This window comes from Desulfosporosinus sp. HMP52, from assembly GCF_000765145.1.
Taxonomy (GTDB): Bacteria; Bacillota; Desulfitobacteriia; order Desulfitobacteriales; family Desulfitobacteriaceae; genus Desulfosporosinus.
In genome coordinates this window covers 93,194-119,069 of the sequence record NZ_JMGA01000029.1, presented here as the reverse complement: position 1 = coordinate 119,069, position 25,876 = coordinate 93,194, and the positions used below count along the sequence as shown (strand labels likewise).

The window sequence follows — 25,876 nt, the reverse complement described above, 5'->3', positions numbered from 1 at the left end:
TATTACTAAAATAAAAAGGTCTGCTAGGCAGCACCCTTAAAATATTAAGTTTATAAAGCTAATAAACCTCTGCATGCAGGGGTTTATTAGCTTTATAAACTTAATATAACTAATTTGAGTAACCGGAATAAGTCATCACCAATCTGGTGATGACTTATTGAGAGATAAGTTTAGGATTAGAAGGAAAAGGAGTTATTTATCTCCGGGTTCATAAAAAGCACACTCTGCTTCACGATCCATTAAGCTGGAGGTTACACTTAATGTTTCGAGTTGACAATGGCCATCCTCATTATGATGGCACTTGATTGCACTACAAACAACATTGGTCATGACTATTCCACCTTTCTAGTACTAGTTAGAAAGTATAACAAAAGTTATATGCTCTTAAAATATCGTTCCCGAATCTTGGTTTTTAATACATGGATCATGTCAGAATAGAGCAATTATGGGATTTTAAGAGATGATGATCTAACTTGCAAGCCTTCGGTTTTCGCGCTATAATGTATTATCTTTATTGTGCGGCTAGTTTCATAGATGATTATCGAAGTATTGGCGAACACTGGGCGTCATTGTGTTCGTTTTGTTATTTCGCGTCTTTTTTGTTGCTTAAATTTTGGGCTACTAAGAAACCGGGAGAATCCCGTTAGCTTTTTGGGCACATGAGATATAAAGAAACACAAAATAGGAGGTGGTTTGATTGCCAAAAGAGCATAAATTGCAGATTATCCCATTAGGTGGACTTGGTGAAATTGGAAAAAATATGACAGTGATCCGCTATGACAACCAAATGGTGCTAGTTGATGCAGGATTAGCGTTTCCGGATGAAGACATGCTCGGAATAGACATTGTAATACCAGACTACACATACTTGATTGAGCACAAAGAAATGCTTCTTGGGATCTTATTGACACATGGGCATGAAGATCATATTGGTGCATTGCCTTATCTTTTAAGAGATGTGGATGTGCCGGTTTTTGGAACACGTTTGACTTTAGGTATTATTCAATCCAAGATGAAAGAAAACAACCTCAGTAATATTCAGGCTACAGTTGTTCAGCCTCGTGATGTAATAAAGCTTGGAGTTTTCCGTATTGAGTTTATTCGTGTAAATCACAGCATACCAGACTCGGTTTCCATTGCTATCCATTCTCCTTTAGGAACTGTTGTTGTGACAGGAGATTTTAAGCTGGATCATACTCCAGTGTCAGGTGAGATACTAGACATTCATAAATTTTCAGAACTGGGGGACAAGGGAGTTCTATGCTTACTGTCTGACAGTACTAATGTTGAAAGAGCAGGGTTTACCCCATCCGAAAGTCATGTCGGAGAAATGATTGATGAAGCGTTTCGAAATGCCAAGGATCGGGTTATTCTGGCTAGCTTTGCATCGAACGTATATCGTCTCCAACAAGCGATTACTGCTGCTGTAAACACAAACCGCAAAGTAGCGGTGGTGGGACGAAGCATGGTTAATATTGTTGGAATAGCTGAAGAACTAGGGTATCTGGATATCCCAGAAGGAACCCTAATTGATATTGACGAGATCATTGGCTTACCGGGGAATCAGGCATGTATTTTAACAACTGGAAGCCAAGGAGAGCCGATGTCTGCCTTGACTCGAATGGCTAACCACGATCATCGGCATGTCGCAATTCAACCTGGAGATACTGTAATCATTTCAGCCAGCCCTATTCCGGGTAATGAGAAATCAGTCGCTAAGACAGTTGACCAATTATTCAAGCTGGGAGCTAATGTGATTTACGAATCGGCTGAAGGAATGCACGTCTCGGGTCATGCAAGCCAAGAAGAACAGAAACTAATGTTGAGTATGGTTCGCCCGCAGTATTTTATGCCGGTGCACGGAGAGTATCGGATGTTAATCAAACATGCTCAATTAGCAGAACAGCTGGGCATTCCCAGAGAAAATATTTTCATTACTGAAAATGGCGGCGTAGTTGAATTTACTCGGCATGGGGCGGCATTAGGCAGCAAAGTCATGGCCGGTAAAGTCTTAATAGACGGGTTGGGAATCGGAGATGTGGGGAATATTGTATTGCGAGATCGCAAACAACTTTCTCAAGACGGGATTCTTATTGTCGTCATGACTATAAGTCGTGCCAGCGGCGCTATTGTATCGGGACCCGACGTTGTAACCAGGGGATTCGTGTATGTTCGGGAATCCGAAACCATGTTAGATGAAGCCAAACAAAAAGTTAAACAAACCATGGCTCGTTGCCGGGAAAACAGGGTTACTGAATGGGCTGTCTTTAAGAACCAGATTAGGGATACTTTAAGTAAGCATTTCTACGAAAAAACTCGTCGCAGACCTGTGATCTTGCCAATTATTCAAGAAGTAGAATAGTTAGCAAGTTGACAAAGTCTTTTTAAATCTTACTTGACCTTAAAGAACATTCGTGTTAAATTTATAATAATCAAATATTTCGAGCAAATGATTTTTCATTGCTGAAAAATCAAAAACAGGGAAGCCGGTGTGATTCCGGCGCGGTCCCGCCACTGTAACGGGGAGTTCTTTGCCATATCCACTGAGGAAACTTGGGAAGGAGGCATAGAACGAGGAACCTTAGCCAGGAGACCTGATTGCTCGTATGCTTTAACTCACGATGGATGGGTGGCAGGGATTTTGTTAATTCAGCCCTCCATTCTTGGAGGGCTTTGATTATTTTTATCGTACATATAGTTTCTCGAGGGAAACTACCTGCAGGTTAATGTCTTGTTCAAGCGGGATCTGCTTTCAAACATGCGAATGCGACTTGAAAGCGGAAGAGAACGCACCGTCCGAGATAACCGTTACTTTGTTGTCCTATGGAGAGTAAAGTAAGGTTGTCTCTTTATTTTTTTAACTGAGAGGGGTGAAGACATCAGAAGACCATGGTCTTGATTGTATTATAAACTATAGAAAGTTTTGCGTTTTAACGTGAAAAGGAGTGTTAGAACTATGAGTTTAAGAAAAACAAAGCATATTGGGTTGTTGGTAGCCTATGTTATGTCAATATATATTTTTTTTCCTGATAATGTCTATGCCATGCACATCATGGAAGGGTTTTTGCCCTTTAATTGGGCAGCTTTCTGGTGGATAGTCATGATTCCTTTTGTTCTTGCCGGTGTACGATCCATTAAAAAAACAGTTACACTCTATCCTAATTTGAAGATGTTGCTTGGGATGGCAGGAGCTTTTGCTTTTGTTTTGTCCGCCTTGAAGATTCCATCTGTTACTGGCAGTTGCTCCCATCCCACCGGAGTTGGCTTAGGCGCTATTTTATTTGGACCCGCAGCAATGTCAGTCTTAGGGATGATTGTCTTAATTTTTCAGGCGCTATTATTAGCCCATGGAGGAATTACTACATTAGGAGCAAACACCTTTTCCATGGGAATTGTTGGCCCTTTTGTCTCCTACGGCATTTACAGAGGTTTAAAAAAACTGGGTGCCCCTCAATGGCTGTCAATTTTTATGGCTGCAACCTTAGGTAATTTGATGACCTATATTACAACTTCAATCCAGTTAGGATTAGCTTTTCCTGCAACTTCAGGTGTCTCAGCGTCGATACTTAAGTTTATGAGCATTTTTGCCTTCACTCAGATTCCTCTGGCAATCAGTGAAGGGCTACTCACAGTGATGGTCTTTAATATTCTCATGGCATATAGTCAAAAAGAGTTACAGGTTCTGAGTGCATTCACTGGCAACGCCATATCTTCTATGAAACGGAAACAGGAGGTAAAAGAGGCATGAAACTCTTCAGCAAGAACATGGTAATTCTTCTGTTTGTTGTGTTATTGGCAGTTCTTCCTTTATATATAGCGAGAGGTTCAGAATTTGGTGGAGCAGACGGTCTGGCTTCAGAAGCAATAATGGAACTTAATGCTGATTACACTCCTTGGTTTGAGTCCATATGGGAGCCGCCTAGCGGTGAGATAGAATCCTTATTGTTTGCCTTGCAGGCAGCTATAGGTAGTGGATTTGTCTTCTATTATCTAGGTTACTCCAAAGGTAAACAGATGGCTAATAAGAGGGATCAAGCGTGATAGCTATAGATTCATACGCTTATAACAATAAGCTGACAACTATTCATCCTTTAGAAAAATCTCTTTTTGCAATTCTTACGATGTCTATTTGTCTTATGTCTAAAACGATGATTACCCCTCTATTAGTATTGGCTTTAATGTCAGGAGGAATTATACTAAAAGCGGGCATCCCAGGTCGAATTTTAACTAAGCTTTTAGCAATTCCTCTTTCTTTTCTATTAATTAGCGTTTTGACTATTGCATTTTCCTTCGCTGCCGATCCCTCTGGATTCTGGTTTGCTCATACATTTAATAGCATAACTATTGGAATCCGTTATCCTGATTTGATCACGGCCATTAATCTCTTTCTCAGATCATTAGGAGCAGTGTCCTGTCTTTACTTTTTGGCACTAACGACTCCCCTTACCGAACTTATTACATTACTTCACAAAATGAAAGTACCCGTTATCATTACTGAATTGATGGTACTTATATATCGCTTTATCTTTGTATTTCTCGATACGGCAACTACCATTCGTCGTGCCCAACTTTGCCGGTCTGGATATGTATCCACTAAAAGCTCATTCCGCTCGATGAGCAGGTTGTTTTCCGCACTGTTAGGCAAAGTATTTGTAAAATCTCAAGACCTTTATAACGCTATGGCAGCTCGTTGTTACACTGGAGAGATTAAAGTCCTTACAAAGAAACATCCAGTAAACGTTAAAAACTATTTTCTCATAGCAGGGGTTGAAATTTCTTTAGTTTTATTGAATTTGCTTTGGAGGTAATTTGATGTCAGAGCTTATCCTTGAGGCGGTTGATTTAGAGTATTGTTATCCTGATGGTACAAGTGCCTTGCGCAAAGTAAATTTAGAAGTTCGAAAGGGCGAAAAATTGGCTATTCTTGGCTCCAATGGAGCTGGAAAATCCACTTTATTTATGCATTTTAACGGGATCTATACTCCAAGTGCGGGTGCTATTAAGTTTCAGGGACAGCCTATTTCTTATAAAAAGAAGGCTTTAATTGAATTGCGCAAGAAAGTTGGAATTGTCTTTCAAGACCCAGATAGTCAGTTGTTTTCGGCAAGTGTATTTCAGGACATCTCATTTGGCCCGCTTAATCTAGGACTCTCCGAAGAAGAAGTAATGGAAAGAGTTAGAAAGGCCATGTTAGATACAGAAACCACAGACCTTGAAGAGAAGCCGACCCACTTGTTAAGTTATGGGCAAAAAAAGCGGGTTTCCATCGCAGGAGTATTAGCAATGGAACCGGAAATAATTATTTTTGACGAACCAACTGCAGGAATGGATCCTCGCCATTCGCTAGAGTTTATGCAACTTCTGGACAAACTAAGTTCTGAAGGTAAAACCATTGTATTATCAACACATGATGTTGATTTAGCCTACAGTTGGTCAGATAGGTTAGCGATAATGTATCGAGGAGAAATCTTAGCTCATGGATATCCCGGGGATCTGTTAACTCGCCCGGAGATAGTAAAGCGTGCTGATCTAACAATTCCTTGGCTGATAGAGACACACAGTGAATTAGTCAAAAAGGGGTGGCTGCCTCCCTCTACCCCCTTACCCAAAACTAAGGAAGATTTGTTCCGGAATATCCCATTTAAGAAGGAGCAACAAAGCGCGTAAAGCTTTAAGTACAGCTTCATGGAGGTTACAATGATCTTACTTTTAGGAGAAACAGCTGCAGCCCGTGAGATTAGTGAATGTCTTAACAGCAGAAGGCTGGAGCTAATGAGGATGCAAATGTGGAGTGAAAAAACATGTTTGCATTTGCCATCTTTAATCATAGATGCAAGTCCCCCATCCAGTACTCTAAAGTTTGCGTCATTACGCAATTGGTGTGAACAGAGGGGGGTTCCTTATCTTCGCTTAGAAAGACCCGAGACAATTATTCCTGTTAGTCCTCTAATTTATTCCGTGGCTAATTGGGAAGAGGCGCTATTACAATTGGAGCAGCGAGTTAGTTCTTTGTATCAAGACAATGGTCGGCTTGTTACAATCTTTGTAACGACGGGAAGCCACCAATTAGAAAGTATAGTGAGAAGTTCATTTGCCCGATTTGCCCGAATAGTTGTCAGGGTTTTGCCGGAGGGACGGTTAGTTCAGAAATGTCAGGACATGGGCATACCTCCAAGAAATATTGTTGCAATGCAAGGGCAATTTTCTAAAGAGGTCAATAGAGTCTTTTTTAAATTTTATAACGCTGATATTATTCTGACTCGAGATAGTGGATCAGCGGGTGGTACGGATACGAAAATATCTGCAGCCTTAGAGCTGGGTTTGGAAATAGTTTTGATAAAGAGAAGCACTGCTAATTTGGGATTAACAGTATATAGTGTTCATGAGTTACTAGATTGGGTAGATGCTAATGTTATGAGAGCTACTTAACTTGATAATGCAGGGGCTATTCCACAACTCCAAAAGCATCATACAAACAAAGTGTCATCCTTCTACTTGTCAGTAAAGGAAGAACGCTTTGTTTGCTGTGACCCTTTAAACCAGGGAGACTTATTTAGGAGCCCCAAGGAGCCCTATTCTTTTGATTAAGGTTTGAAGGCTTTAACGTTATAATCGACTTTTTCTAGATTAAACTTAGCGTAACAATAATCACCTTCAGGTAAGTGCCAAATGCCTTCTCCATAGGTTGGGAGTTTAGATCCATTGACTTCTTTATAATCTTTGACAGGGGTGGACCATTGTGCTTTTTGATATGTCTGGCCAATAGTCATGTATCGGTCTTCTGTGACAAAGTTTTTCAACTCACCGTTAGGATTGAAGTAGAGGATTGCGGATACTTTACGTCCGTTATCATTAAAGATAGCTTTGGCTGTCAGGGAATCAATACTTTCCCATTGAATCCTAGGATCAATTAGAGTGGCTGGTGCCCATAAACACATATCATTTAATAAAGTAACTTGTTCACCTATGTCCATTTCCGGGCCTGAAGCATCAGCCACGGTAAATACACCTCCCAGTTTGATCAACATATTCCCTTTGCTTTGCTTATAGGAATCTAATCCTAAAATCGGTATTCTATACATTTTTGCTTTTATATAAAACATTCTTGTAAGGTCATCCATAAAGTTAAATTGTTCGGTATCAATTTTCAGCCAATCTTTTTTGGGGTCTATCTTCATTTGCCCTGTAAAGGAAATTCTGAAATTATAGACTTTTTCCTTACCGATTACACCAACATAGTTCAGGTATCTCTGAACAGATAAAGGTAAATGATTGACGTCATTTTCTGATACTAATGTAGTTTCAAATTCAATTCCATGACTTAAGCCTTCATCGACCTGTAATTTATAGGCTTTTTTTAGGTCTTGAGATTTATAAAGAAGGAGTGTAAGGATCAGAAGTGCTAAGAAAATGAGAACTATAACTAGGTTGTTCTTTTGCATGACTAATACACATACCTTTCTTTGAAGTCTAGGATTTTTGGTAAGGACCCATTTATCATTTGTTTTCTAGAGAGGGATACTTATTTCCTTTTGCAAAAAGGATCTTTGAGAATAATTTTATGGGTATTATAAGCAACAAGTGATCTTAACCCAAATAGGAATTTCTCTAACTTCAGAATTGGAAGACTTGAAAAATCGCTGAAAAAGTATAAGGTGTTATTATACTCAGAAAGACTATTCTTGGTTAATGGGTTTCAATTTGAATGGAGGGAGATATTATGTTAAATCTTCTTTATAGACGCCGAAGTATTCGTAAATACAAACCTAAGAAATTGGATTCTCAAACTATTCAAGTACTTATCAAAGCTGCGCTATTAAGTCCATCATCTCGTGGTTTTCAACCTTGGCAATTTATTGTTGTCGATGATTCTGATGTATTAACTCAGTTAGCGTCCAGCAAGAAAGGCGCTGGATTTCTGAAAGATGCAGCGTTAGGCATTGTGATCCTGGCTGACCCGGCAAAAAGTGATGTCTGGATAGAAGACACTTCAATTGCGGCAACAATTCTGCATCTTACAGCAGAATCATTAGGCTTGGGATCTTGCTGGATCCAAATAAGGGAACGACGGTTTTCGGAATCTGAAACCGCAGAACAGTATGTGCGCAGGATCTTAAGCATCCCAGAAAACCTTAAGGTCGCTTCGATAATTTCGATAGGATACCCTGATGAGACCAAAACCCCTTATGGGGATGAAGACTTGCAATTTGATAAAGTCCATTGGCATAACTATTAATAGAGGTTAGTCTTTTTATGCAAGGGAAAAAATTGACTTTTACCAGTGAGTGTTGGGATAGTTTTCTCTGGTTAGTCAAATGATTAAGACAATAAAGTAGTATTCGTTTGCTTAGAATAATGAAGAAGGGGTTAATTAAGCCCCTTCTTCTTATTCTATACCAAGGTTCACTAAAATGAGGTAGTTGAGTTTTCTGCCAAGATGTGCATCCAATTTCTGTTTATAGAATAAAGAGCAATATATTTGAATAATTCAGAATATTAATTAAAATGACCCGTACAAATGGAAGGGATTCGAAACAGTGTGAAGAATAAGTAGGTAGACTATTCTGTTTTAAGAAAGAGAAAAGAGAAAGAAAGTGATGTTCATGATTTTCGAAGCACTTGGAATTTATAAAGTGAAGTTGCCATTACCATTTCGCTTAAATCACGTTAACTGTTATGCTATTAAAGGAACTCAGGGGTGGTGGTTAATCGATGCCGGGCTTAAACGAGAAGCAACGATAGAAGGATGGACTCAGTTCTTTGAGGAACACGCTATTAAACCCTCTGATATTAAAGGGATTTATCTTACTCATTTTCATCCAGATCATTATGGATGTTCAGGATGGCTTCAGAACTATTCTGGTTCCCCGGTTTATATTGGTGAAATTGATGCAGAGCGGATCAAGCGCTATTGGAAAAGTGAGAACTATATCCTCGATGCCCTTAATGTCTTGTTTAGTGAGAATGGCATGCCTCATAATATACTTAAAGAGACGATAGGTTCTGTCAATAACCTAATTCGTTATACATCCCCTCATGCTGAATTGACAACCTTGAAGTCCGGGCAAGTTGTAACAATAGGAGATTTTGAGTACGAAGTTGTTTTAACTCCGGGGCATACGGATGGCCATATCTGCTTCTACAATGTAACTCACGGCCTGCTATTATCAGGGGATCATCTGCTGCCTGAAATATCATCGAATATTAGCTTATGGCCCCGCTCCGGAGCTGATCCGAATCCCTTAGATAACTTTTTAAAAGCTATTGACAGTATTAGGGCGTTAAATTGTAAAATAGCTTTACCATCACACGGCAAACCTTTCACCAATATTGAAGAGAGGATTAGGCAACTTGAGATCCATCATCAAGAACGGCTGGAAATAATAAAAAATTGCACCGGTAGTGGTTCTACTGCATATGAGGTATGCCTTCAAGTTTTTAGACAAGACCTTAGTTTTCATGAACTGCGTTTTGCAATGGCTGAAACTTTGGCTCATCTAGTATATTTAGCCGAAAAGGGTGAATTAGAGATTAAATTCCAAGATGGAGTCCAAGTTTTTCGAATGGTATAACCTCATAAGGTGTACTGGCACTAAAAGCAGCATCCTCCTTCCACTCTAATAGTGAAAGGAGGATGCTTGCGATTTCGGTTAAATTCCTTTTAGACCGATTGATTATGATCAATTAAAGACGAAATCAGGTCGTGGGAGAGAAGGTTTTCTGTAAAAATATTCATAGCCATAGACATCTCGCTGTTCTTTGGTCTAATTATAGAAAATGAACGAACTAATCGTTTGTCCTTAATCCGAATAGCTGTTAATTCTTTTGTTTTTAATTCTTTGTGTACAATCCAGCTTGAGACCAGGGCAATTCCTAAGCCAGCGATAACTGCTTGTTTTACAGCTTGACTGCTTCCAAAAATATGGGTCTTTTTAACATCGATTTTCCATTCTTTGATTAACTTGTCACTATAATCCCGTGTTCCGGAACCACTTTCTCTTAGAATCCAGACGCGATCTTGGAGATCCTCTGCAGTAACAACGGGGAGTCCAGCCAGGACATGTTGATTTGGCACAACTAAAATGATTTCGTCATCCATTAAAGCTTGGACGTCCAGATCAGCGTGATTAACTTCACCTTCTACTAATCCCAGGTCAAGATGATTGGAGCGGACGGCATTAGTGATTTCTACCGTATTAGCAATAGATGCCTCTATGTCAACATTTGGAAATTGAGCAACAAATTCAGTTAAGGCATAAGGCAAAATGTACTCTCCAATAGTATAGCTGGCCCCAACTTTAAGTGATCCGGTAACCGTGTTGGTTAACTGGTTGATTTCCAGCTTCGCTTTATCATAAAGCAATAAAATTTGCTTAGCTATACCGTAGAGAATCTCACCTGCTTGAGTGAGCTCTAGGTGTTTTGGAGATCGATTAATCAACTTGGAGCCAAGTTCATTTTCTAAATTCCTTATTTGTAAACTTACACTGGGCTGGGACAAATATAGTTCTTCAGCTGCACGGGAAAAATTCTTAAGTTCAGCCACGGTTACAAAGATTTTCAAAGGATCGGCAATCATTGTTTACACCCCTAGTCCAGTTAAATGATTAATTTGGCACTTAAAATTTACTTCAAGATACAGAATGCTCGTCATAATAATACAACAAATACCGACAAACTAAAATATAGTTTACTAATGATAAGCTAAAGGAACCTATATTGCCTCACCACCTGTTATGAATTTATAGTTTACTCATAGGCATTTGCTGTTGATGAGTCGAAAGGTTGATTCGTTGACAAAAATAGGGAGGCAATAAAAATGTGGTTTCAGGCTAAAGTGAACTTAGGTTTTCAGCAAAGTTTAATAATAGAACAGGAAAGGCGAAACCGTTTTGTAATGGGAATTATGTTTACCATGGTTTTTGCCGGTGCTGGAACCTTGCTAGGAAGCCTGCCGGTTATAGATCGAATTGGAGCAATGTTAAGCGCTATCTTGATGGCGGTAATATATCGTAATGTTGTTGGGTATCCGGAGAGTCTGCGAGAAGGAATACAGTTTTCCGCACGTTATCTGATGCGGTTTGCAATTATTCTTTATGGATTTAAGTTGAATATTGATTTGGTGATTCATAAGGGTGGAATTCTGCTTGTCTATGATGCTCTGACAATTATTATGGGGATTAGTGTTACCATGCTATTGGCAAAGTTATTTAAAGCAGACTTGAACCTCTCGTTGCTTTTAGGAATCGGGACGGGAGTTTGTGGTGCCGCGGCAATTGCCGCTGTCTCTCCAATTCTTAAGGCCAACGATGAAGATACTGCAATCGGAGCAGGAATCATTGCTTTGGTTGGAACAGTTTTTGCTTTATCTTATACATTTTTGATGCCCTTTTTGCCCATAAGTTCTGTCACATATGGTATCTGGAGTGGAGTTAGTTTGCATGAGATAGCTCATGTTGCAGCAGCGGCTATGCCTGCTGGTCCGGATGTTATGGCCATAAGTTTACTTGCTAAGCTAGGCAGAGTGTTTCTGCTGATTCCCTTAAGTTTTCTTCTCTCCATGTGGATGAAGCGTAAGGAGGGTGGAAAGAGTCAAAGTGCACCCTTTCCTTGGTTTTTAGTAGGATTTATCATTACAAGTTTGATAGGAACCTATCTTGAGATTCCTGAGAATGTATTAAAAGACATTTCCTCAGCATCATCGTTTCTTTTAGGAGCAGCTATGGTTGGTTTAGGGCTTAATGTTCACCTCTCAAGTTTAAGGACTCGTGCCATGAGACCTCTTTTGGCTATGATCATTGCCTCTATAGTAGTTTCCTCCGTATCCTTTTTTGCCTTAATGTGGCTGAGTGTATAGGTTTACAGGCTACATTAGGATGAACTAGAAAACGAAAAGTGTCTTTTTGCTCGTTTCTGAGGCTTATAAGAATAGAAACTAATTGCATTTTTAGTTTTAGGCATAAACCGGAGTTTGGAAATCAAGTATTGTTCATCTTCATGGTTTAAAGAGCGCCGACTAAGATTATGATTTTTGCCAAATAACTCTTCAAAGATCATTTCTTTACTAAGTGTCAAGCAACGTTTATAGATATAATATCGTTCGCCGTGTGAAAACTGAATATACAGGACATTAGGATTTTGATTATGAATACCAATAATAGTCGTTGTCTCAGACTTATTGATTTTTGACCAGCCATCATAGAGTTCTTGAATTTCCTCAACTGCTTCAGAAAAAGAGTTGGCGGAGATTGAGAACTCCGCTATTTGAGTTTGATTAATGTCAGGAATAGGGTTCGAAAAAAAGTTCTCCCGCTCATAAACTTTTAGCTTTATAACATTTAAAGAGGAATCCCCCAGCGGTACAATTATTAATCCGATGGAACCTAAGTCAATGATTCTATTGGATAACAGTATTTCTTCCAAGCCCTTAGCCCCCTTTCGTTGGATCGTATAATTAGTTATTACCACCTAAAGGTATCTTTAGCCTGAAATTTTAGTTTTAGATATATAATACTTATCAGTAATTTTTGTGGTTAGCACCTTTTTATTGAGAAGGATAGAACTGACATTATATGGATGTATTTTGTGAGTATTTATGGGAGAGGTTTTTTAGAAACCAAAATAGTTTGGGCCTTTTAGATAATTAAATATTGAAATAGAAAAAGAAGAAGGCATCTGATCTGCACCCCAATTGTTAGACATCGTTAACATGGAGGTGCAGTTTTTCTATTGGTCAAGAATGACTGGTAACTATTTATGACCATGCATCGATTTTCATTGACCACTTGGTCAATTTGGTGATATAATCCACTCAAATGTCTAAGCCTTAATAAGGATGTCTTGAAACTAAGGAGAGAATATTTTTGTACGAGAATTTTGAAAATCTTAATGAAGATAAAAAGAAGAAGATTTTAGATGCCTGTATTCTTGAATTTGCCGATAAAGGGTATGACAAAGCCTCTACCAATGCAATTACAAAAGAAGCTGGTATATCCAAAGGAATTTTGTTTCATTATTTTAAAAATAAGAAAGCTTTATTTTATTATGTCTTAGATTACTGTATGCAATCGATGACAGAAGAATTTATAAAATATCCCTTAACAGAGACCAAGGATATCTTCCAAAGGTTTAGTGAACTGGGTGTGATTAAGCTTAAGATAGCTCAGGAATACCCCTATATTGTAAAACTGTTTATGGAAGCACTTGCAAGTCCACCTGAGGAGATGCGTTCCGATATCGAAAAAAAGTATTTAAAAGCTTCTAAAGAATATATTCCAACGTTTTTTAAGGATATCGATTATTCCAAGTTCAGAGGTGGAGTAGAACCATCCAAGGCAATTGAAGTAATCACGCTTTTTATAGGTGCACTTGGGGAAAAGTATCTCAAGGACTATAAGGGTAAGGAACATGAGCTGTTCCAAGACTACGATAAAATTATGGCAGAGTATATGGGATACATGGAAATCTTAAAGTATGGAATGTATAGCTTAGATTCCACGAACTAAGCCATTTTCTAGGAGGTGAGAGAGATGGACATTCTTATGGAAGGAAAAAATCTCCGCAAAAATTATCGTACCGGTGAAGTGGAAATTGAGGTTTTAAAGGGGATTGACTTCCAGCTCTTCTCTGGAGAATTCATTGTAATCCTGGGGCAAAGCGGCTCTGGGAAGACAACCTTACTAAATATTATCGGTGGCATGACCCAGGCCTCAACTGGTGAGCTTTATTACAAGGAACAACCGCTGCATGAGATTGATGACCAACAGCTTACCCTGTATCGACGAAATGAGGTCGGATTTGTCTTTCAAAATTACAACTTAATGCCTAATCTCACAGTCTATGAAAATGTAAGACTAGCTGCAGAAATTGCCGAAAATCCACTCTCAGTACTGGATATTTTACGGGAAGTCGGTCTGGAAAACTGGAAAGATCACTTTCCTGCCCAACTTTCAGGAGGCCAGCAGCAGCGGGTAGCCATCGCACGAGCTATTGTCAAAAACCCAGAGCTTTTGCTCTGCGATGAGCCGACGGGTGCCTTAGATATTCAAACAGGTATTCAGGTTTTAAAAGCCTTACAGAAGTTGAACCTTGATTACCATAAGACGGTTATTATTATTACCCATAATGTAGAAATTGCCAAAATGGCCAATCGGGTTTTTTATTTAAAGGATGGATTACTCGATGATGTTAAAGTCATTGAAAAACCCCTTTGTCCTGAGGAGATAACATGGTAATGCTTAGAAGAAAAGCGATAAGAGATATTAAAGAAAACTTTGGAGTTTATCTTGCCTGCATTATAGTTATCGCCATAGGCTTACTCCTCTATACCTCCATGTCCATTGCCGTGGAAAGTATGGATAAGGCACAGCAGGAGTTTTATTCAGAAACCAACTTCGCCGACGGTTTTATCACTGTAACAGGGTATCCTGAAAATAAAGTAAACTCACTTACCTTGTTACCTGGTATTAATCAAGTCACAGGACGGATTGTCAAAGAAGTTCGTATTATAGACCAACAGAAAGACTCTAATAAGTATTTGAAGATGGTTACTCTCAATAAGAGCAATGCTGCTCAGATTAACCAGATTAAACTTATTGAGGGACGGCTTCCGAGGGAAAACCAACCTGAAATTCTCGTGGATCCCAAATTTTTAGAGGCTAATCATTTGTCCATAGGGGATTCAATTGATCTAAGTATCGATGGAAATCAGGTCTCCCTATATATTACAGGAACTGGGCAAAGTCCTGAGTTCATATACATTATGAGAAATGCCCAAGATCTTTATCCATCGGCTGAAGAATTTGGTATAGCCTATATTTCATTAGATACTCTTAAGGTGCTGGTAAAGGAAAAAGGGCAAGTTAATGATATAGTGTTTACTCTTGAAGAAGGAGTAAGCTTTGATTCTGTAAAGGATAATCTGAAAGCTGAGTTAAAGCCTTATGGTTTTCGAAGTATGGTCCCTCGGAAGGATCAGACAAGTCACTCCATTCTAACCAGCGAAATCAAACAAATCCGCACTACGACAAAAACCCTTCCTGTAGTGTTTTTAGGAGTCGCGGCTATCATTTTGTATACTATGCTGCGACGGCTTATTGAACAGCAACGAGTATCTATTGGGACTCTAAAGGCTTTTGGCTTTACTGATCTGGAGATTGTCATACACTATCTGTCCTATCCCATGGTTATAGGGACTACAGGTGGATTGCTGGGAGGATTATCTGGCATCGCTCTTTCATTTCCCTTAACCACAATGTACCGGGATTTTTTCGCTCTACCTGGTCTCAAAAGCGAGTTTTCATTTAAATACCTCTTTATCAGTCTGGCCCTGGCTTTAGTCTTTAGCATACTCAGTGGAATAAAAGGCAGTCTGGAGATCTTGCGTTTAGAACCAGCCCAAGCCATGAGACCACCAGCGCCAGGGACTGCGCGCAAAACCTTAATCGAGAAATTCAGTTGGTTTTGGCAGACCCTATCCTCTCAAGCCCAGATGGGTATTCGAGACGTGTTTCGTACACCAACCAGGAGTGTTTTTAATGTTGTAGGGATCGCTGTAGTCTATAGCTTAATGACAGTATCGTGGTCTATGCAGAATATGACCGACTTATTGACTGTGGTTCAGTTAGAACAAGTGCAAACCTATGATGTCAAATTACAGCTTAGCGAACCCTCCCCTACTGGGGCTACAAAATATGCCGTTGCCCATGACCCGGGGGTTTCCAGAGTTGAGCCAATCTTGGAAGTGCCTGCTACTTTGAGAAATGGTTGGTTAAAGAAAGAAGTCGCCCTGATGGGTCTAGCTGAAGGGTCGAGACTTTATAATATCCTGGACAAAAACGGACGGCGCTTGGAGGTTCCTGACCACGGAATATTACTTTCCGAACATTTGGCCAAATCCTTGAATGTCAGCGTGGGGGACATTATTTATGTGGAAAGCTCCTTAAGGAGAGAGACCATTAGTCAAAAGGGTGGGAATTTATTGGTCACTGGAGTCGTTCCACAGTATGTTGGGCTTAATGCCTTCATGAAGGATACGGAATTACAACACTTTCTCAGGCAAGGAGAAATCAGTACTGCAATGTTAATTAAAATGGATTCTGCCGAAGTAGGAGCCATGAAAAGCAAATATCAAAATGCCAGCAATGTATCCTCCATCGAATCTCGCAAGGATACAGGGGCAAAGATCGAAAAAATGATGGAGTCTTTTGGTTTTACTGTTTGGCTGTTGGCAATTCTCGGAGGAATTTGTGGATTTGCCCTCATCTATAATTCGAGCATAATCTCTCTCTCGGAACGGAAACGAGAATTAGCTTCCCTTCGCGTGCTGGGAATGACACCTAGAGAGGTGCTTAGGGTAATCACCTCAGAACAATGGACATTATATGTCTTTGGAATCCTGCTTGGTATACCCATGGCCTATGGCTTAAGCATGAGTATGGCTCAGTCTATGAGCAATGACATGTACTCTCTTCCGGCAGATCTTCCGCCCATGGCTTTGCTGGGTGCAGCTGCGGGAACTGCATTTTCTGTTTTAGTAGCTCAAAGCAGAGCTTACTACAAAATTAAATCACTTCCCTATGTAGAAATTCTGGCAACTCGAGACTAAAGTTCGAATTGAACCTGAATGAAAGATAAAGTATGCAAACAGTGTATCTGTGAGTTGAGAGTAGGAGGGGTAAAAGTGGTCATAGAAAAAGCTAAGTTTAATCGAACATCAAATAGGTTTAAATTACCTAAGTTTAAAAATTCCAGATTCTTAATGATTGGGGGACTTGCACTCCTGATTATTATTGCGGTCACCATCTCTAAAGCCATGCCTCTGCAAGTAGACGTAATTACTATGCAGCCCAATGATTTTAGCAAAGGTTTCACTGAGGAGGGGGAAGTTATGGCTGCAAAGGAGTGGCCAATCTTTAACTCGGTTGAAGGAAAACTGGAGTCCCTCAAGGTTGAAAATGGCGACAGCGTTATAAAAGGACAAGTACTATTGGAGATGAGTACTAGTGTTTTGAATTATCAACTGGAAGGATTGAAGGCCCAATTCCAGAGTCTCGAAGGGCAGCGCTTGGAGAAATATAAGAGCCCTGATCAAGCGCAAATCGCCCAACAAACCTTATTCATTCAGCTGGCGGAAAAGGATGTCCAGACTGAGGAAGAAAACTTAGGTCGCCAGAAGGCGCTCTTTGAGGCTGGTTCAATTGCTCGTGTTCAATACGAAGAAGCAGAGAGAGCTTTCGAAAAGGCAAAAAACCTCTTAGATCAGCAGAAATTAGGCTTACAACTGATATATGAGCAACATCAAACTTCTCAAGGGACAGAGCTATATTATAGTAATCAGAAGAAAGCTCTTCAAGCGCAAATTGACCAGTTAGAAGAGAAGATTAGTAAAGCCGTAGTGGTTGCTCAGCAAGACGGGTTTATCAAAGATCTTTCTCTAAAAGAAGGCAACGTTATTCCTCAAGGTCAGCAAATTATGACCGTGTTCACAAATGGGGGGTACAAATTGGAAAGCTATGTCCTGGCTAGTGACGCTCTTGATATTAAAGTGGGAAATCCGGTTCAAGTAATTCAAGAAACCAGTTCGGGTAATAAGTCCTTTGAGGGTACAGTTGATGAGGTGGCTATCTCAGCTGTGGAGAAAATTTCTCCACTCGGACTTAAAGAAAATCGGGTTAAAGTAACTATTCAGGTTGCTGAAAACTCACCGACTGTCGTTTTAGGAAGTAATGTGGATGTCATGTTCACCACCTTAGAAGTTCAAGATCAATTAATGATCCCTAAAACTTCCCTTTTTCCTTATCAAGAAGGAGATGCAGTTTGGATAATTCAGGAGGGTAAGGCAAAAATTCAGCCCGTGAAGAAAGGACTGGAAAATGACAGTCAAGTCACAATATTGGAAGGCTTAACTGAGGGGGATCAAGTTCTCCAGGATCCGAATTTAAAAGAACTGCAAGAAGGAAAGCGTCTTAAATTAGCATAAACCATGTATGACCGATAAAAACCTTTGTGTTAATCTAGAAAAGTATAGGTAATGATACTTACTATGAAGGGCACTAGAATAGCAACCGTTGATAATTATCCCTTGCTATTGTTTGTGAATATATAATATAGAATAATGTTGAATCGTCTTTGGAAAGAACTCTCTCTATCTATATATAAATCAGAGGGTTAAATCAAGGAAAGAAAAAGTCGGGAACACCCTTGACAATCTATAGAAGTAGTGTAAACTGTTATAAACTGTTAAAATGACGATGAGAGGAAATAGTATACTCCTAGTGCCGTTTTAAGAGAGTTGCCGGCTGGTGAAAGGCAACAATGGTATGGGTCTAGAACTCTTCCTTGAGTAGCCGACCGAAATGTTGAAAGTAGGCTCGGACGGAACTTCCACCGTTAAAAGGAAGGGGATATCAGAACCTCGATGTTCGATGTTCTATGCGCGTCGTTCGAAGTGTAAATTATTATTTGGATTCGAACCACGAACTACGAACCACGAACCACGATCAGCTCTCGTATCTGCAGAGAAGACGGCTATTTGCCGTCAACTTGAGTGGTACCGCGAACTAACCCTTCGTCTCAATTAGAGATGAAGGGTTTATTTATTTTTAAGGAGGAATTGTAATGCGTAAATTGTATGTGTTTGATACTACCCTCAGAGATGGGGAGCAATCCTTAGGAATTACTCTTAACGTTAGAGAAAAATTAGAAATAGGGCACCAGTTAGTAAAGCTGGGAGTAGATATTATCGAAGCGGGTTTTCCGGCGTCTTCGCCTGGCGACATGGAGTCAGTTCGTACAATGGCCCAAGAACTTAAAGGAGTAACCATCTGTGGGCTGACTAGGGCAGTAGAAGCGGACATTGACCTTTGCGCCCAAGCTCTGCGCAAAGCGGAATATCCCCGAATCCATACCGGCATAGGGGTATCTCCAGTTCACATGGAAAAGAAATTGAAACTTAACCCAGATCAAGTTGTAGAACAGGCTGTTGCAGCAGTGAAGTACGCCAAAAAATATGTGAGTGATGTTGAATTTTACGCAGAGGATGCCTTTCGAAGTGATCCTATGTTCTTAGCAAGAGTCATCGAAAATGTTATCTCGGCAGGAGCTACCGTCGTTAATATTCCCGATACCGTCGGTTATGCCAGCCCGTGGGAATATGGGGAGCTTATAGGTTATGTGATTAAAAACGTTAAGAATATTGACAAAGCCATCGTGAGTGTTCATTGCCATAATGACTTGGGTATGGCAACGGCCAACTCCTTAGCGGGAATAAAAGCAGGAGCCAGCCAAGTTGAAGGAACAATAAATGGTATTGGCGAGCGGGCAGGGAATACCTCTCTTGAAGAGGTTATTATGGCAATTTACACTCGGAGGGCTGCCTATGGAGTAGAGAGTAAAGTAAATACTCGTGAAATATCCGCCACCAGCAGACTGGTTTCCCGAATAACAGGAGTAACTATTCCTGACCATAAGGCGATTGTAGGAGCCAATGCTTTCAATCATGCCTCGGGTATTCATCAGGATGGGGTTCTTAAGGATCGAGAAACTTATGAGATAATTCAACCGGAAACTATTGGAGTCGCGCAGAATCTAATTAGCCTTACAGCTAGATCGGGGCGGCATGCTCTGCAGCATTGTTTAGAAGAACTGGGTTACCAGGTATCCGGGGCTCAGCTGGATGACGTTTATAAAAGATTTTTACAACTGGCAGACCTTAAGAAAGAAGTGTTTGACCAAGATTTGTTTGTTCTGATGGGAGATTCGGGAGGGGCTCTTAATAGTATTGTCTTGCAGAGTATGTCTATTGCCACTAATGGAATTGAGATGGCTACGGCAACAGTAAGCCTGGAAATTGAAGGGACTATAATGACTGATGCCGCCTGTGGAAATGGCCCGGTAAATGCATTGTTCAATACTATTGACAGGATCACAGGAAATACCGCAATTCTTGAAGACTACACCCTGAAATCCGTAACAAGAAGCAGCGAGGCACTGGGAGAGGCTACAGTTAAGCTGCGTCACGAGGATGGACGTCTTGTAGTTGGAAAGGGTTTTTCGACTGATATCATCGAGGCCAGCGCTAAAGCCTATATTAATGCTCTCGAAAAGAGAGAAATACGCCCCGATTCCAGAGGGAGCGAAGAGGAAGCTTAACAACCCATTGCATGGGGACTACCCCATTAATGAAATGGAGTCATTGACCGCAAAAGGCAGTCGAACCAGAAGTACTGGTCGACTGCCTTTGCATCATATGAAATCTTAAATCTCGGCAAGTGTTGAAACTCGTGTTGTTTCTTTGGCGGAGGAAGACTCTTTGCTGTTTTCATGACTGATTACCGGGGGTGTTGCTTCATCAAGTAGTTGACTCATTCCGGTAAACCGAGCCCCTTGGTCGACTTTAAATTGGCGGGTGCTGATATCTCCAAATAAGCGAGCAGTTGAATTTAACTCTAATAGATCTGTAGTCTTTATGTTTCCGTGTACTTCTCCGGCAATGCTTACTGTATTTGCTTCAATATCAGCTGTCAAGTAGGCGCTGGGGCCGATTACTAAATCACCGGTTGATTGAACAGTTCCCTCGATCTTCCCGTCAATTCTAGCATTCCCATTGATTTTAATTGATCCGATAATTTGGCACTCTGCAGCAATTAGCGTAGTATCGCCACTAGAATGAGAGGGAGAAAGTTTTTTAAACATATGCGTTAAGTCTCCTTTAATGATTCAGTAAAGGTTAATGGATCAACATTCTTTCCATTAACATAAGTACCATAATGAAGATGAGTTCCTGTACTTCGTCCGGAGTTGCCACTGTAAGCTATAATGTCACCCTTTTTTACTTTGTCACCTTCTTTCACCAGCAGCTTGGAGTTATGACCATAAAAGGTTCTGATGCCATGACCGTGATCGATATCTACTCTAAGACCGAAAATGGAATTTCTAGCGGAAAAAGTGACAATTCCGTCAGCTGTGGCTTTAATAGGAGTTCCGTAATTACAGGCAATGTCTATGCCGTTATGGAATTCTTTGGACAAACCACCAAAAGGATTGCAGCGGTATCCATGAGGAGAGGTAATTTCACCTTCTACAGGAAGAATACTTGGTGTATGATCAAATTTATCTTTTTGTACAACGGCTATCTCGTAATAACGCTGTAAGGTATTCAAATGGTTTGTCACAACCTGAGCGTATTGAGTGGGGGTGCCACTGGGGGGAGTAACGATAGCAAGTACTGAGGTTTCAGAGGAAATGCCACGGCTAAGGGATGTTGTTGGAGAGGGCGAATCTAGTTGAAGGATAGAAGATATTTTTTCTTCAAGGTCTGTTATTCGCCTAAGGTCTTCTGTGATTTGAGTGGACTGTGCGCTTAAATTATTGATTGTCTGGTCGCGCTCTTTGATGGTGGACTTGAGCTGAGTGATATGGTCAATTGTGGGCTGAAGATGATTTATATAATGACTTAGGTAAAGGTTCCGAGCAAATAGACCGACCACCACCACCCCTATAAGAAGCATAAAGGCACTCAAATACTGCTTACTCCGTTTTGTGATCTGGAATTGGCGAGTAGTGGAGTGATCCGGTGGGATAAATATTATGGTATATTTACCTTTCATCTCATTCCTCCAGAAAAATAGATTAATATGTCAATTGCTTATGTGTACAATAAACTTCATGACAGTATTTGTCAAGAAATCCAGAGAATTGTTTCTGGGTCTGGGTAACTTTTCTGGATAGTGAGATACGAGGGACTAATCTCCCTCATAAATAAGACATCAATCCATCTCAAATAATTATTTCTTTCTTGGAGCTCAATATTTGTAACTATTATCAAAATAATCTATCAGGTATACATAATACAATTTCACGTAGGGTTACTTTAATAGGAAATTTTTATTATAATAACAAGTATGCAGAGTTATGTTTACTTTGGCTTTGGATGGATAACGAAGGCGCGCTTAGAGAAAATCGATGCGCGCTTTCTGAATGGAGAAAAATGCTCAAATTCCAGAGAAAGAGTATTTGAACCATATTTTAATATGGGAGGACGTGTTAGGTTTTGGAAACAAAAATGCCAATGGTACTTGACGTAATAAGTGAAAATATTATTAAGCATGGTAGCCCCCTGGCTTTGAAGGGCTCGGAAGTCGCTTCTTGGGCCAAGGAATTGAACTTGCCGGTTAAAGGAGATTTGCTTTTTTATACAGGCGGAGAATACCAAATGCTCCCTTTTATTGACTCGTTGGTTAAAACAATCACGCATCTTGACCAGGGCAGTAAGGTTTTTTCAATGATGATGGGTGCCAGGAATATTTTAAATAAGACTGGAATCAGCCCGGAAAAGATGTACGCTTCTGTCCTGGCTAAGGACAAGGACAGATATAATTCTGTCTGTTTTAAAGCGGCAAAGGTACTCAAGGAATTAGGATATGAGTTTTGCTACTCAGGTAGTGAGGAGTTATACAGTGGAGCCTTGCTCTATGAATTAGGGTATTTAAAGGATATGAAAGACTATGCTAAGAGAGTTGTAGAGGTAATTAAGAAAAGTGGTGCGAAAACTATTGTTTGCCTATCTCCTCATGCGGCAGAAGTCTTTAAATTCGTTTATCCAAAACTGATCGAAGGTTTTGATTTTGAAATTCGTACTTATATTGATCTTGTTTGGGAACGACGAGACAAGCTAGCTAAGATTACATCCCCAGAGTCAGTCGTGATTCATGATTCCTGTCGTTTGGCCCGTGAATTAAACATCCACCAAGAATTAAGAGACATTCTGGAAAGTGTGGGTGCCGAGGTCAAAGAAGCTCAGATGAATCGCGAATGGACCTCTTGTTGCGGTGGGCCTATTAAAATTCTGTTTCCGGAGTTATCCCATGTTATCGGCGGACGCCGTGTCAATGAATTGAAGGACAGCGGTTCATCCCATATATTAACGTCTTGTCCCTATTGCCTGTCAGCCCTAGAAGGAGGACGAGCAAAAGGTGATTCCGCAGTAATTGAAGACTTGATTGAATTCCTATATAGGGGGGTTAAAGCATGACCGATTTTAGAAAGGACTTTGTCAAGTATGCCAAGTCCCTTAATGAAGCTAGTGAGGACAAAAACATCCGTACAGCGATATCCAGAGCTGTAAGTTCTTACCGAAATACAGTTTCAGAAACCTTGGAACGTTTTCCCCATACTCCCGCTTTAGCAGAGGAAGTACAAGAGATTAAAACCCGGTCCATGGCGAGCTTAGACACATTATTAGAACAAGCTATGGCTTCGGTGGAACGGAATAAAGGGAAAGCTTTTTATGCTAAAGATCATCAGGCAGCCCTCGAAATAGCCCTGGGTATTATTGGAAAGGGAAAAACTGTCGTCAAAGGAAAAAGCATGTTAGGAGAAGAACTTCACCTACGTGAATATTTAGAGGAAAATGGCAACGAAGTATGGGAGACTGACTTAGGAGAATTTATCCTCCAACTGCGTAAGGAACGTCCAATGCACATTCTTTCTCCTTCGATTCATGTTCCTCGTGAGCAGGTTGCTGAAGTTTTTACCAAGTTTTTTAAGAAGGAAGTTCCGCCTGACATCGCAGAAGAAGTAAAGGTTGTTAGAGAATTCCTGCGTGAAAAGTATTTTACTTCAGACGTTGGTATCAGCGGAGCTAATGTTGTGGCTGCTGACACCGGAGCGATGGTTATTATTGAAAACGAGGGAAATGTTCGTCTGGCGACTGGGGCCCCTCCGGTTCATATAGTCATGGTAGGTGTGGAGAAATTAGTACCAACATTTCAAGATGCAATGAAGGTAGCAGAAGTTACCTGGCGATATGCACAGTATGGAGTGCCGGGCTATGTCAATATTGTCAGCGGTCCCAGTAAAACCGGTGATATTGAAAAAGTTACCACATATGGAGCACATGGCCCGAAGGAGTTCTATGTTATCTTCGTAGATAACGGTCGTAAAGAAATGGCTCAGGAAGAGAAGTTTACTCAAGCTCTACATTGTCTGCGTTGTGGTGGATGTATGTATGAGTGTCCGGTATTCCAAGTGACTGCCGGTCATTTTGGTCACACCTATATGGGAGGCATCGGCACGGTCTGGACGGCTTTCGTATCTGGTGGAATGGAGAAAGCTGCCCCGCTGGTTTATTCCTGTTTGCGCTGTGGTAGATGTGTAGAGCGGTGTCCGATGAGTATCAATGTTCCGGCTATGATTGGCGAGCTTCGTGAGCGTATCGTTTACGGAACTTACGAAGACTAAATAGTTCTAAAAACAAGCATTTGTAGATTAATCTACAAGTGCTTGTTTTTCTATAAAGCAATAAGGAATTATAAACCTGAAGATATATTTTGCGATATTTTTAGATCATTTCATCAAAACGTTAGGTGGAGAAAAAATTACTCTTATTACTTAGTATTTTATTGAAGACAAAGTAAATCTTTCATCTATAAGAAATCATTGTATTTTTTATTTGGAGGTAATATAATAGAACTAGCACTGAGTATTTAGGCAACGAAGCTTTCTAGAGGTGATATCTCTGGGAAGCTTTTCTTGTAACGCAACGGGAGGTGAAACTCAAGAGATATAAAAGATATAAAGTCAATTATTTAGCAGAAAGAAAAAGGAGGAAACATTGAGATGAATTTCAAGAGAAGAAGTGCAATTTTTATCACCTTATTAGTATCATTACTCTTAGTCATTTCTGGCTGTGGGGCTAAGACTCCTACAGCTGCACCAGCACCAGCCGACGCAGGCAAAGAGAAAATCAAGGTAGCTTTTGTCTATGTTGGACCGGTAGGGGATGCTGGTTGGAGCTACGCTCACGACCAAGGCCGTAAATACTTAATTGAAAAAATGCCACAAGTAGAAACCACGATTATCGAATCAGTTCCTGAAGGTGCGGATTCAGAGCGTGTAATTACCCAACTGGCCGAAAAAGGTAACAAAATCATTTTTACAACCAGCTTCGGCTATATGGATCCGACAATTAATGTAGCAAAAAAATACCCTGATGTTACGTTTATGCACAATTCCGGTTATAAAACCGCTGATAACGTTGGAACCTATTTTGGTCGTATGTACCAGGCTCGTTATCTAACAGGAATAGTAGCTGGTAAAACCACTAAAACAAACACCATTGGTTATGTAGCTGCTATGCCGATCCCAGAAGTCATTCGCGGCATTAACGCCTTTACCCAAGGGGTTCGTTCAGTAAATCCTCAGGCTAAAGTCAAAGTTGTTTGGACGAATACCTGGTATGATCCTGCTGCGGAAAAAGATGCGGCTAAAAGTCTTTTGACTAATGGTGCGGATGTTATTGCTCAACACCAAGATACACCTGGACCTATGCAAGCTGCAGAGGAAGCAGGTAAATACGGAATTGGCTATAACATGGATATGTCCAAAATGGCACCTAAAGCAGTTTTGACCTCTGCAGTCTGGAACTGGGGTCCTTACTATGTAAAAACTGTCGAATCCGTTATTAATAAAACTTGGAAAAATGATCAATACTGGGGTGCTATGAGTGAAGGTCTTGTTGATATCGCTCCTTATGGCCCGATGGTAACTGATGATACCAAAAAACTTGTAGCAGATGCTAAAGATAAAATCATATCTGGCAAATGGGATGTCTTCTCAGGGCCGGTTAAGGATCAATCAGGCGCTGTCAAAGTTCCCGAGGGCCAAGTAATGTCTGACAAAGATATGCTTTCGTTTAACTGGTTTGTTGAAGGGGTAGACGGGACAATCCCCAAATAAAATCCGGTTGGCAAAATAGCTTCTTGTAACTTATGAGATTATAACTTCAAGGCACTGTGAGTGCCCTTGAAGTTATAATCTCTAAAAAGATTTCTTCTGAGTATTGCCGGAAATTGTTTGTGAATTGAGGGGGACTAAC

Annotated in this window: 23 protein-coding genes, 1 riboswitch and 1 other annotated feature; of the genes, 17 read left to right on the top strand and 6 right to left on the bottom strand. The window is 40.3% G+C overall.

Annotated elements, in window-relative coordinates:
- Nucleotides 1-192: 192 nt before the first annotated feature.
- Nucleotides 193-330, bottom strand: coding sequence for a DUF1540 domain-containing protein (locus DP73_RS22635; RefSeq protein WP_014904394.1), 138 nt, complete (start codon nucleotides 328-330; stop codon nucleotides 193-195).
- A gap of 367 nt (nucleotides 331-697) precedes the next feature.
- Here DP73_RS22635 and DP73_RS12600 point away from each other — a divergent pair, with 367 nt between their 5' ends.
- From DP73_RS12600 to DP73_RS12570, 6 genes are all read left to right on the top strand, one after another.
- Entirely contained in the window at nucleotides 698-2,362 is a 1,665-nt protein-coding gene (locus DP73_RS12600; RefSeq protein ID WP_014904393.1) for a ribonuclease J, read from the top strand.
- Between the two features lie 68 nt (nucleotides 2,363-2,430).
- A riboswitch (cobalamin riboswitch) is annotated at nucleotides 2,431-2,617 on the top strand.
- A gap of 339 nt (nucleotides 2,618-2,956) precedes the next feature.
- A complete protein-coding gene (locus DP73_RS12590; protein ID WP_034599934.1) occupies nucleotides 2,957-3,748 on the top strand; it encodes an energy-coupling factor ABC transporter permease in 792 nt (263 codons plus the stop codon).
- Nucleotides 3,745-4,041 (top strand): energy-coupling factor ABC transporter substrate-binding protein, encoded by a 297-nt coding sequence (locus DP73_RS12585; protein ID WP_034599933.1) that lies wholly within the window; start codon nucleotides 3,745-3,747, stop codon nucleotides 4,039-4,041. The genes DP73_RS12590 and DP73_RS12585 overlap by 4 nt, the downstream gene beginning before the upstream one ends.
- Nucleotides 4,038-4,808 carry a cobalt ECF transporter T component CbiQ gene (gene cbiQ, locus DP73_RS12580; protein WP_034599932.1) on the top strand — a complete coding sequence of 257 codons (771 nt, stop codon included), beginning with the start codon at nucleotides 4,038-4,040 and terminating at the stop codon, nucleotides 4,806-4,808. The genes DP73_RS12585 and cbiQ overlap by 4 nt, the downstream gene beginning before the upstream one ends.
- 4 nt (nucleotides 4,809-4,812) lie before the next feature.
- Nucleotides 4,813-5,667, top strand: a complete 855-nt coding sequence (locus DP73_RS12575) for an ATP-binding cassette domain-containing protein (RefSeq protein ID WP_034599931.1) — start codon at nucleotides 4,813-4,815, stop codon at nucleotides 5,665-5,667.
- Nucleotides 5,668-5,697: 30 nt separating this feature from the next.
- Nucleotides 5,698-6,429, top strand: coding sequence for a precorrin-6A/cobalt-precorrin-6A reductase (locus tag DP73_RS12570; RefSeq protein ID WP_034599930.1), 732 nt, complete (start codon nucleotides 5,698-5,700; stop codon nucleotides 6,427-6,429).
- A 155-nt stretch (nucleotides 6,430-6,584) separates the two neighbouring features.
- Here DP73_RS12570 and DP73_RS12565 read toward each other — a convergent pair whose 3' ends face one another.
- Nucleotides 6,585-7,442 carry a DUF6544 family protein gene (locus tag DP73_RS12565; protein WP_034599929.1) on the bottom strand — a complete coding sequence of 286 codons (858 nt, stop codon included), beginning with the start codon at nucleotides 7,440-7,442 and terminating at the stop codon, nucleotides 6,585-6,587.
- Nucleotides 7,443-7,720: 278 nt separating this feature from the next.
- Between DP73_RS12565 and DP73_RS12560 the strand changes: the two genes are divergently transcribed.
- Both DP73_RS12560 and DP73_RS12555 read left to right on the top strand, forming a co-directional pair.
- Complete coding sequence (locus tag DP73_RS12560; RefSeq protein ID WP_034599928.1) at nucleotides 7,721-8,236, top strand: nitroreductase family protein; 516 nt, start codon at nucleotides 7,721-7,723, stop codon at nucleotides 8,234-8,236.
- A 361-nt stretch (nucleotides 8,237-8,597) separates the two neighbouring features.
- Complete coding sequence (locus tag DP73_RS12555; protein ID WP_034599927.1) at nucleotides 8,598-9,572, top strand: MBL fold metallo-hydrolase; 975 nt, start codon at nucleotides 8,598-8,600, stop codon at nucleotides 9,570-9,572.
- Between the two features lie 89 nt (nucleotides 9,573-9,661).
- Here the strand turns inward: DP73_RS12555 and DP73_RS12550 are convergent, their stop codons facing one another.
- Nucleotides 9,662-10,579, bottom strand: coding sequence for a LysR family transcriptional regulator (locus DP73_RS12550; protein WP_034599924.1), 918 nt, complete (start codon nucleotides 10,577-10,579; stop codon nucleotides 9,662-9,664).
- A 240-nt stretch (nucleotides 10,580-10,819) separates the two neighbouring features.
- Here DP73_RS12550 and DP73_RS12545 point away from each other — a divergent pair, with 240 nt between their 5' ends.
- Nucleotides 10,820-11,857, top strand: a complete 1,038-nt coding sequence (locus DP73_RS12545) for a putative sulfate exporter family transporter (protein WP_034599923.1) — start codon at nucleotides 10,820-10,822, stop codon at nucleotides 11,855-11,857.
- Between the two features lie 14 nt (nucleotides 11,858-11,871).
- Here DP73_RS12545 and DP73_RS12540 read toward each other — a convergent pair whose 3' ends face one another.
- Nucleotides 11,872-12,423: a hypothetical protein gene (locus DP73_RS12540; RefSeq protein ID WP_034599921.1), complete on the bottom strand. Its 552-nt coding sequence runs from the start codon at nucleotides 12,421-12,423 to the stop codon at nucleotides 11,872-11,874.
- A gap of 440 nt (nucleotides 12,424-12,863) precedes the next feature.
- Between DP73_RS12540 and DP73_RS12535 the strand changes: the two genes are divergently transcribed.
- From DP73_RS12535 to DP73_RS12515, 5 genes are all read left to right on the top strand, one after another.
- Entirely contained in the window at nucleotides 12,864-13,505 is a 642-nt protein-coding gene (locus DP73_RS12535; protein ID WP_034599919.1) for a TetR/AcrR family transcriptional regulator, read from the top strand.
- A gap of 24 nt (nucleotides 13,506-13,529) precedes the next feature.
- Nucleotides 13,530-14,234, top strand: a complete 705-nt coding sequence (locus tag DP73_RS12530) for an ABC transporter ATP-binding protein (RefSeq protein WP_034599917.1) — start codon at nucleotides 13,530-13,532, stop codon at nucleotides 14,232-14,234.
- The gene (locus DP73_RS12525; RefSeq protein ID WP_034599915.1) at nucleotides 14,228-16,606 is read left to right on the top strand and encodes an ABC transporter permease; all 2,379 of its coding nucleotides are present in this window, start codon (nucleotides 14,228-14,230) and stop codon (nucleotides 16,604-16,606) included. The genes DP73_RS12530 and DP73_RS12525 overlap by 7 nt, the downstream gene beginning before the upstream one ends.
- Nucleotides 16,607-16,681: 75 nt before the next feature.
- Entirely contained in the window at nucleotides 16,682-17,980 is a 1,299-nt protein-coding gene (locus DP73_RS12520) for an HlyD family efflux transporter periplasmic adaptor subunit (RefSeq protein WP_034599912.1), read from the top strand.
- A 262-nt stretch (nucleotides 17,981-18,242) separates the two neighbouring features.
- Nucleotides 18,243-18,579: a binding site (T-box leader), on the top strand.
- 39 nt (nucleotides 18,580-18,618) lie between these two features.
- Nucleotides 18,619-20,151, top strand: coding sequence for a 2-isopropylmalate synthase (locus DP73_RS12515; protein ID WP_034599910.1), 1,533 nt, complete (start codon nucleotides 18,619-18,621; stop codon nucleotides 20,149-20,151).
- Nucleotides 20,152-20,256: 105 nt separating this feature from the next.
- Here the strand turns inward: DP73_RS12515 and DP73_RS12510 are convergent, their stop codons facing one another.
- Together DP73_RS12510 and DP73_RS12505 are read right to left on the bottom strand one after the other, a co-directional pair.
- A complete protein-coding gene (locus DP73_RS12510) occupies nucleotides 20,257-20,694 on the bottom strand; it encodes a polymer-forming cytoskeletal protein (protein ID WP_034599908.1) in 438 nt (145 codons plus the stop codon).
- A gap of 5 nt (nucleotides 20,695-20,699) precedes the next feature.
- Entirely contained in the window at nucleotides 20,700-21,608 is a 909-nt protein-coding gene (locus tag DP73_RS12505; protein ID WP_034599906.1) for a M23 family metallopeptidase, read from the bottom strand.
- A gap of 443 nt (nucleotides 21,609-22,051) precedes the next feature.
- On the opposite strand from DP73_RS12505, the gene DP73_RS12500 reads away from it, so the two are divergent.
- From DP73_RS12500 to DP73_RS12490, 3 genes are all read left to right on the top strand, one after another.
- A complete protein-coding gene (locus tag DP73_RS12500; RefSeq protein ID WP_034599904.1) occupies nucleotides 22,052-23,032 on the top strand; it encodes a (Fe-S)-binding protein in 981 nt (326 codons plus the stop codon).
- On the top strand, nucleotides 23,029-24,240 hold the full coding sequence (locus tag DP73_RS12495; protein ID WP_034599901.1) for a lactate utilization protein B: 1,212 nt from the start codon (nucleotides 23,029-23,031) through the stop codon (nucleotides 24,238-24,240). The genes DP73_RS12500 and DP73_RS12495 overlap by 4 nt, the downstream gene beginning before the upstream one ends.
- 378 nt (nucleotides 24,241-24,618) lie before the next feature.
- Complete coding sequence (locus tag DP73_RS12490) at nucleotides 24,619-25,737, top strand: BMP family ABC transporter substrate-binding protein (RefSeq protein WP_034599900.1); 1,119 nt, start codon at nucleotides 24,619-24,621, stop codon at nucleotides 25,735-25,737.
- Nucleotides 25,738-25,876: the final 139 nt, after the last annotated feature.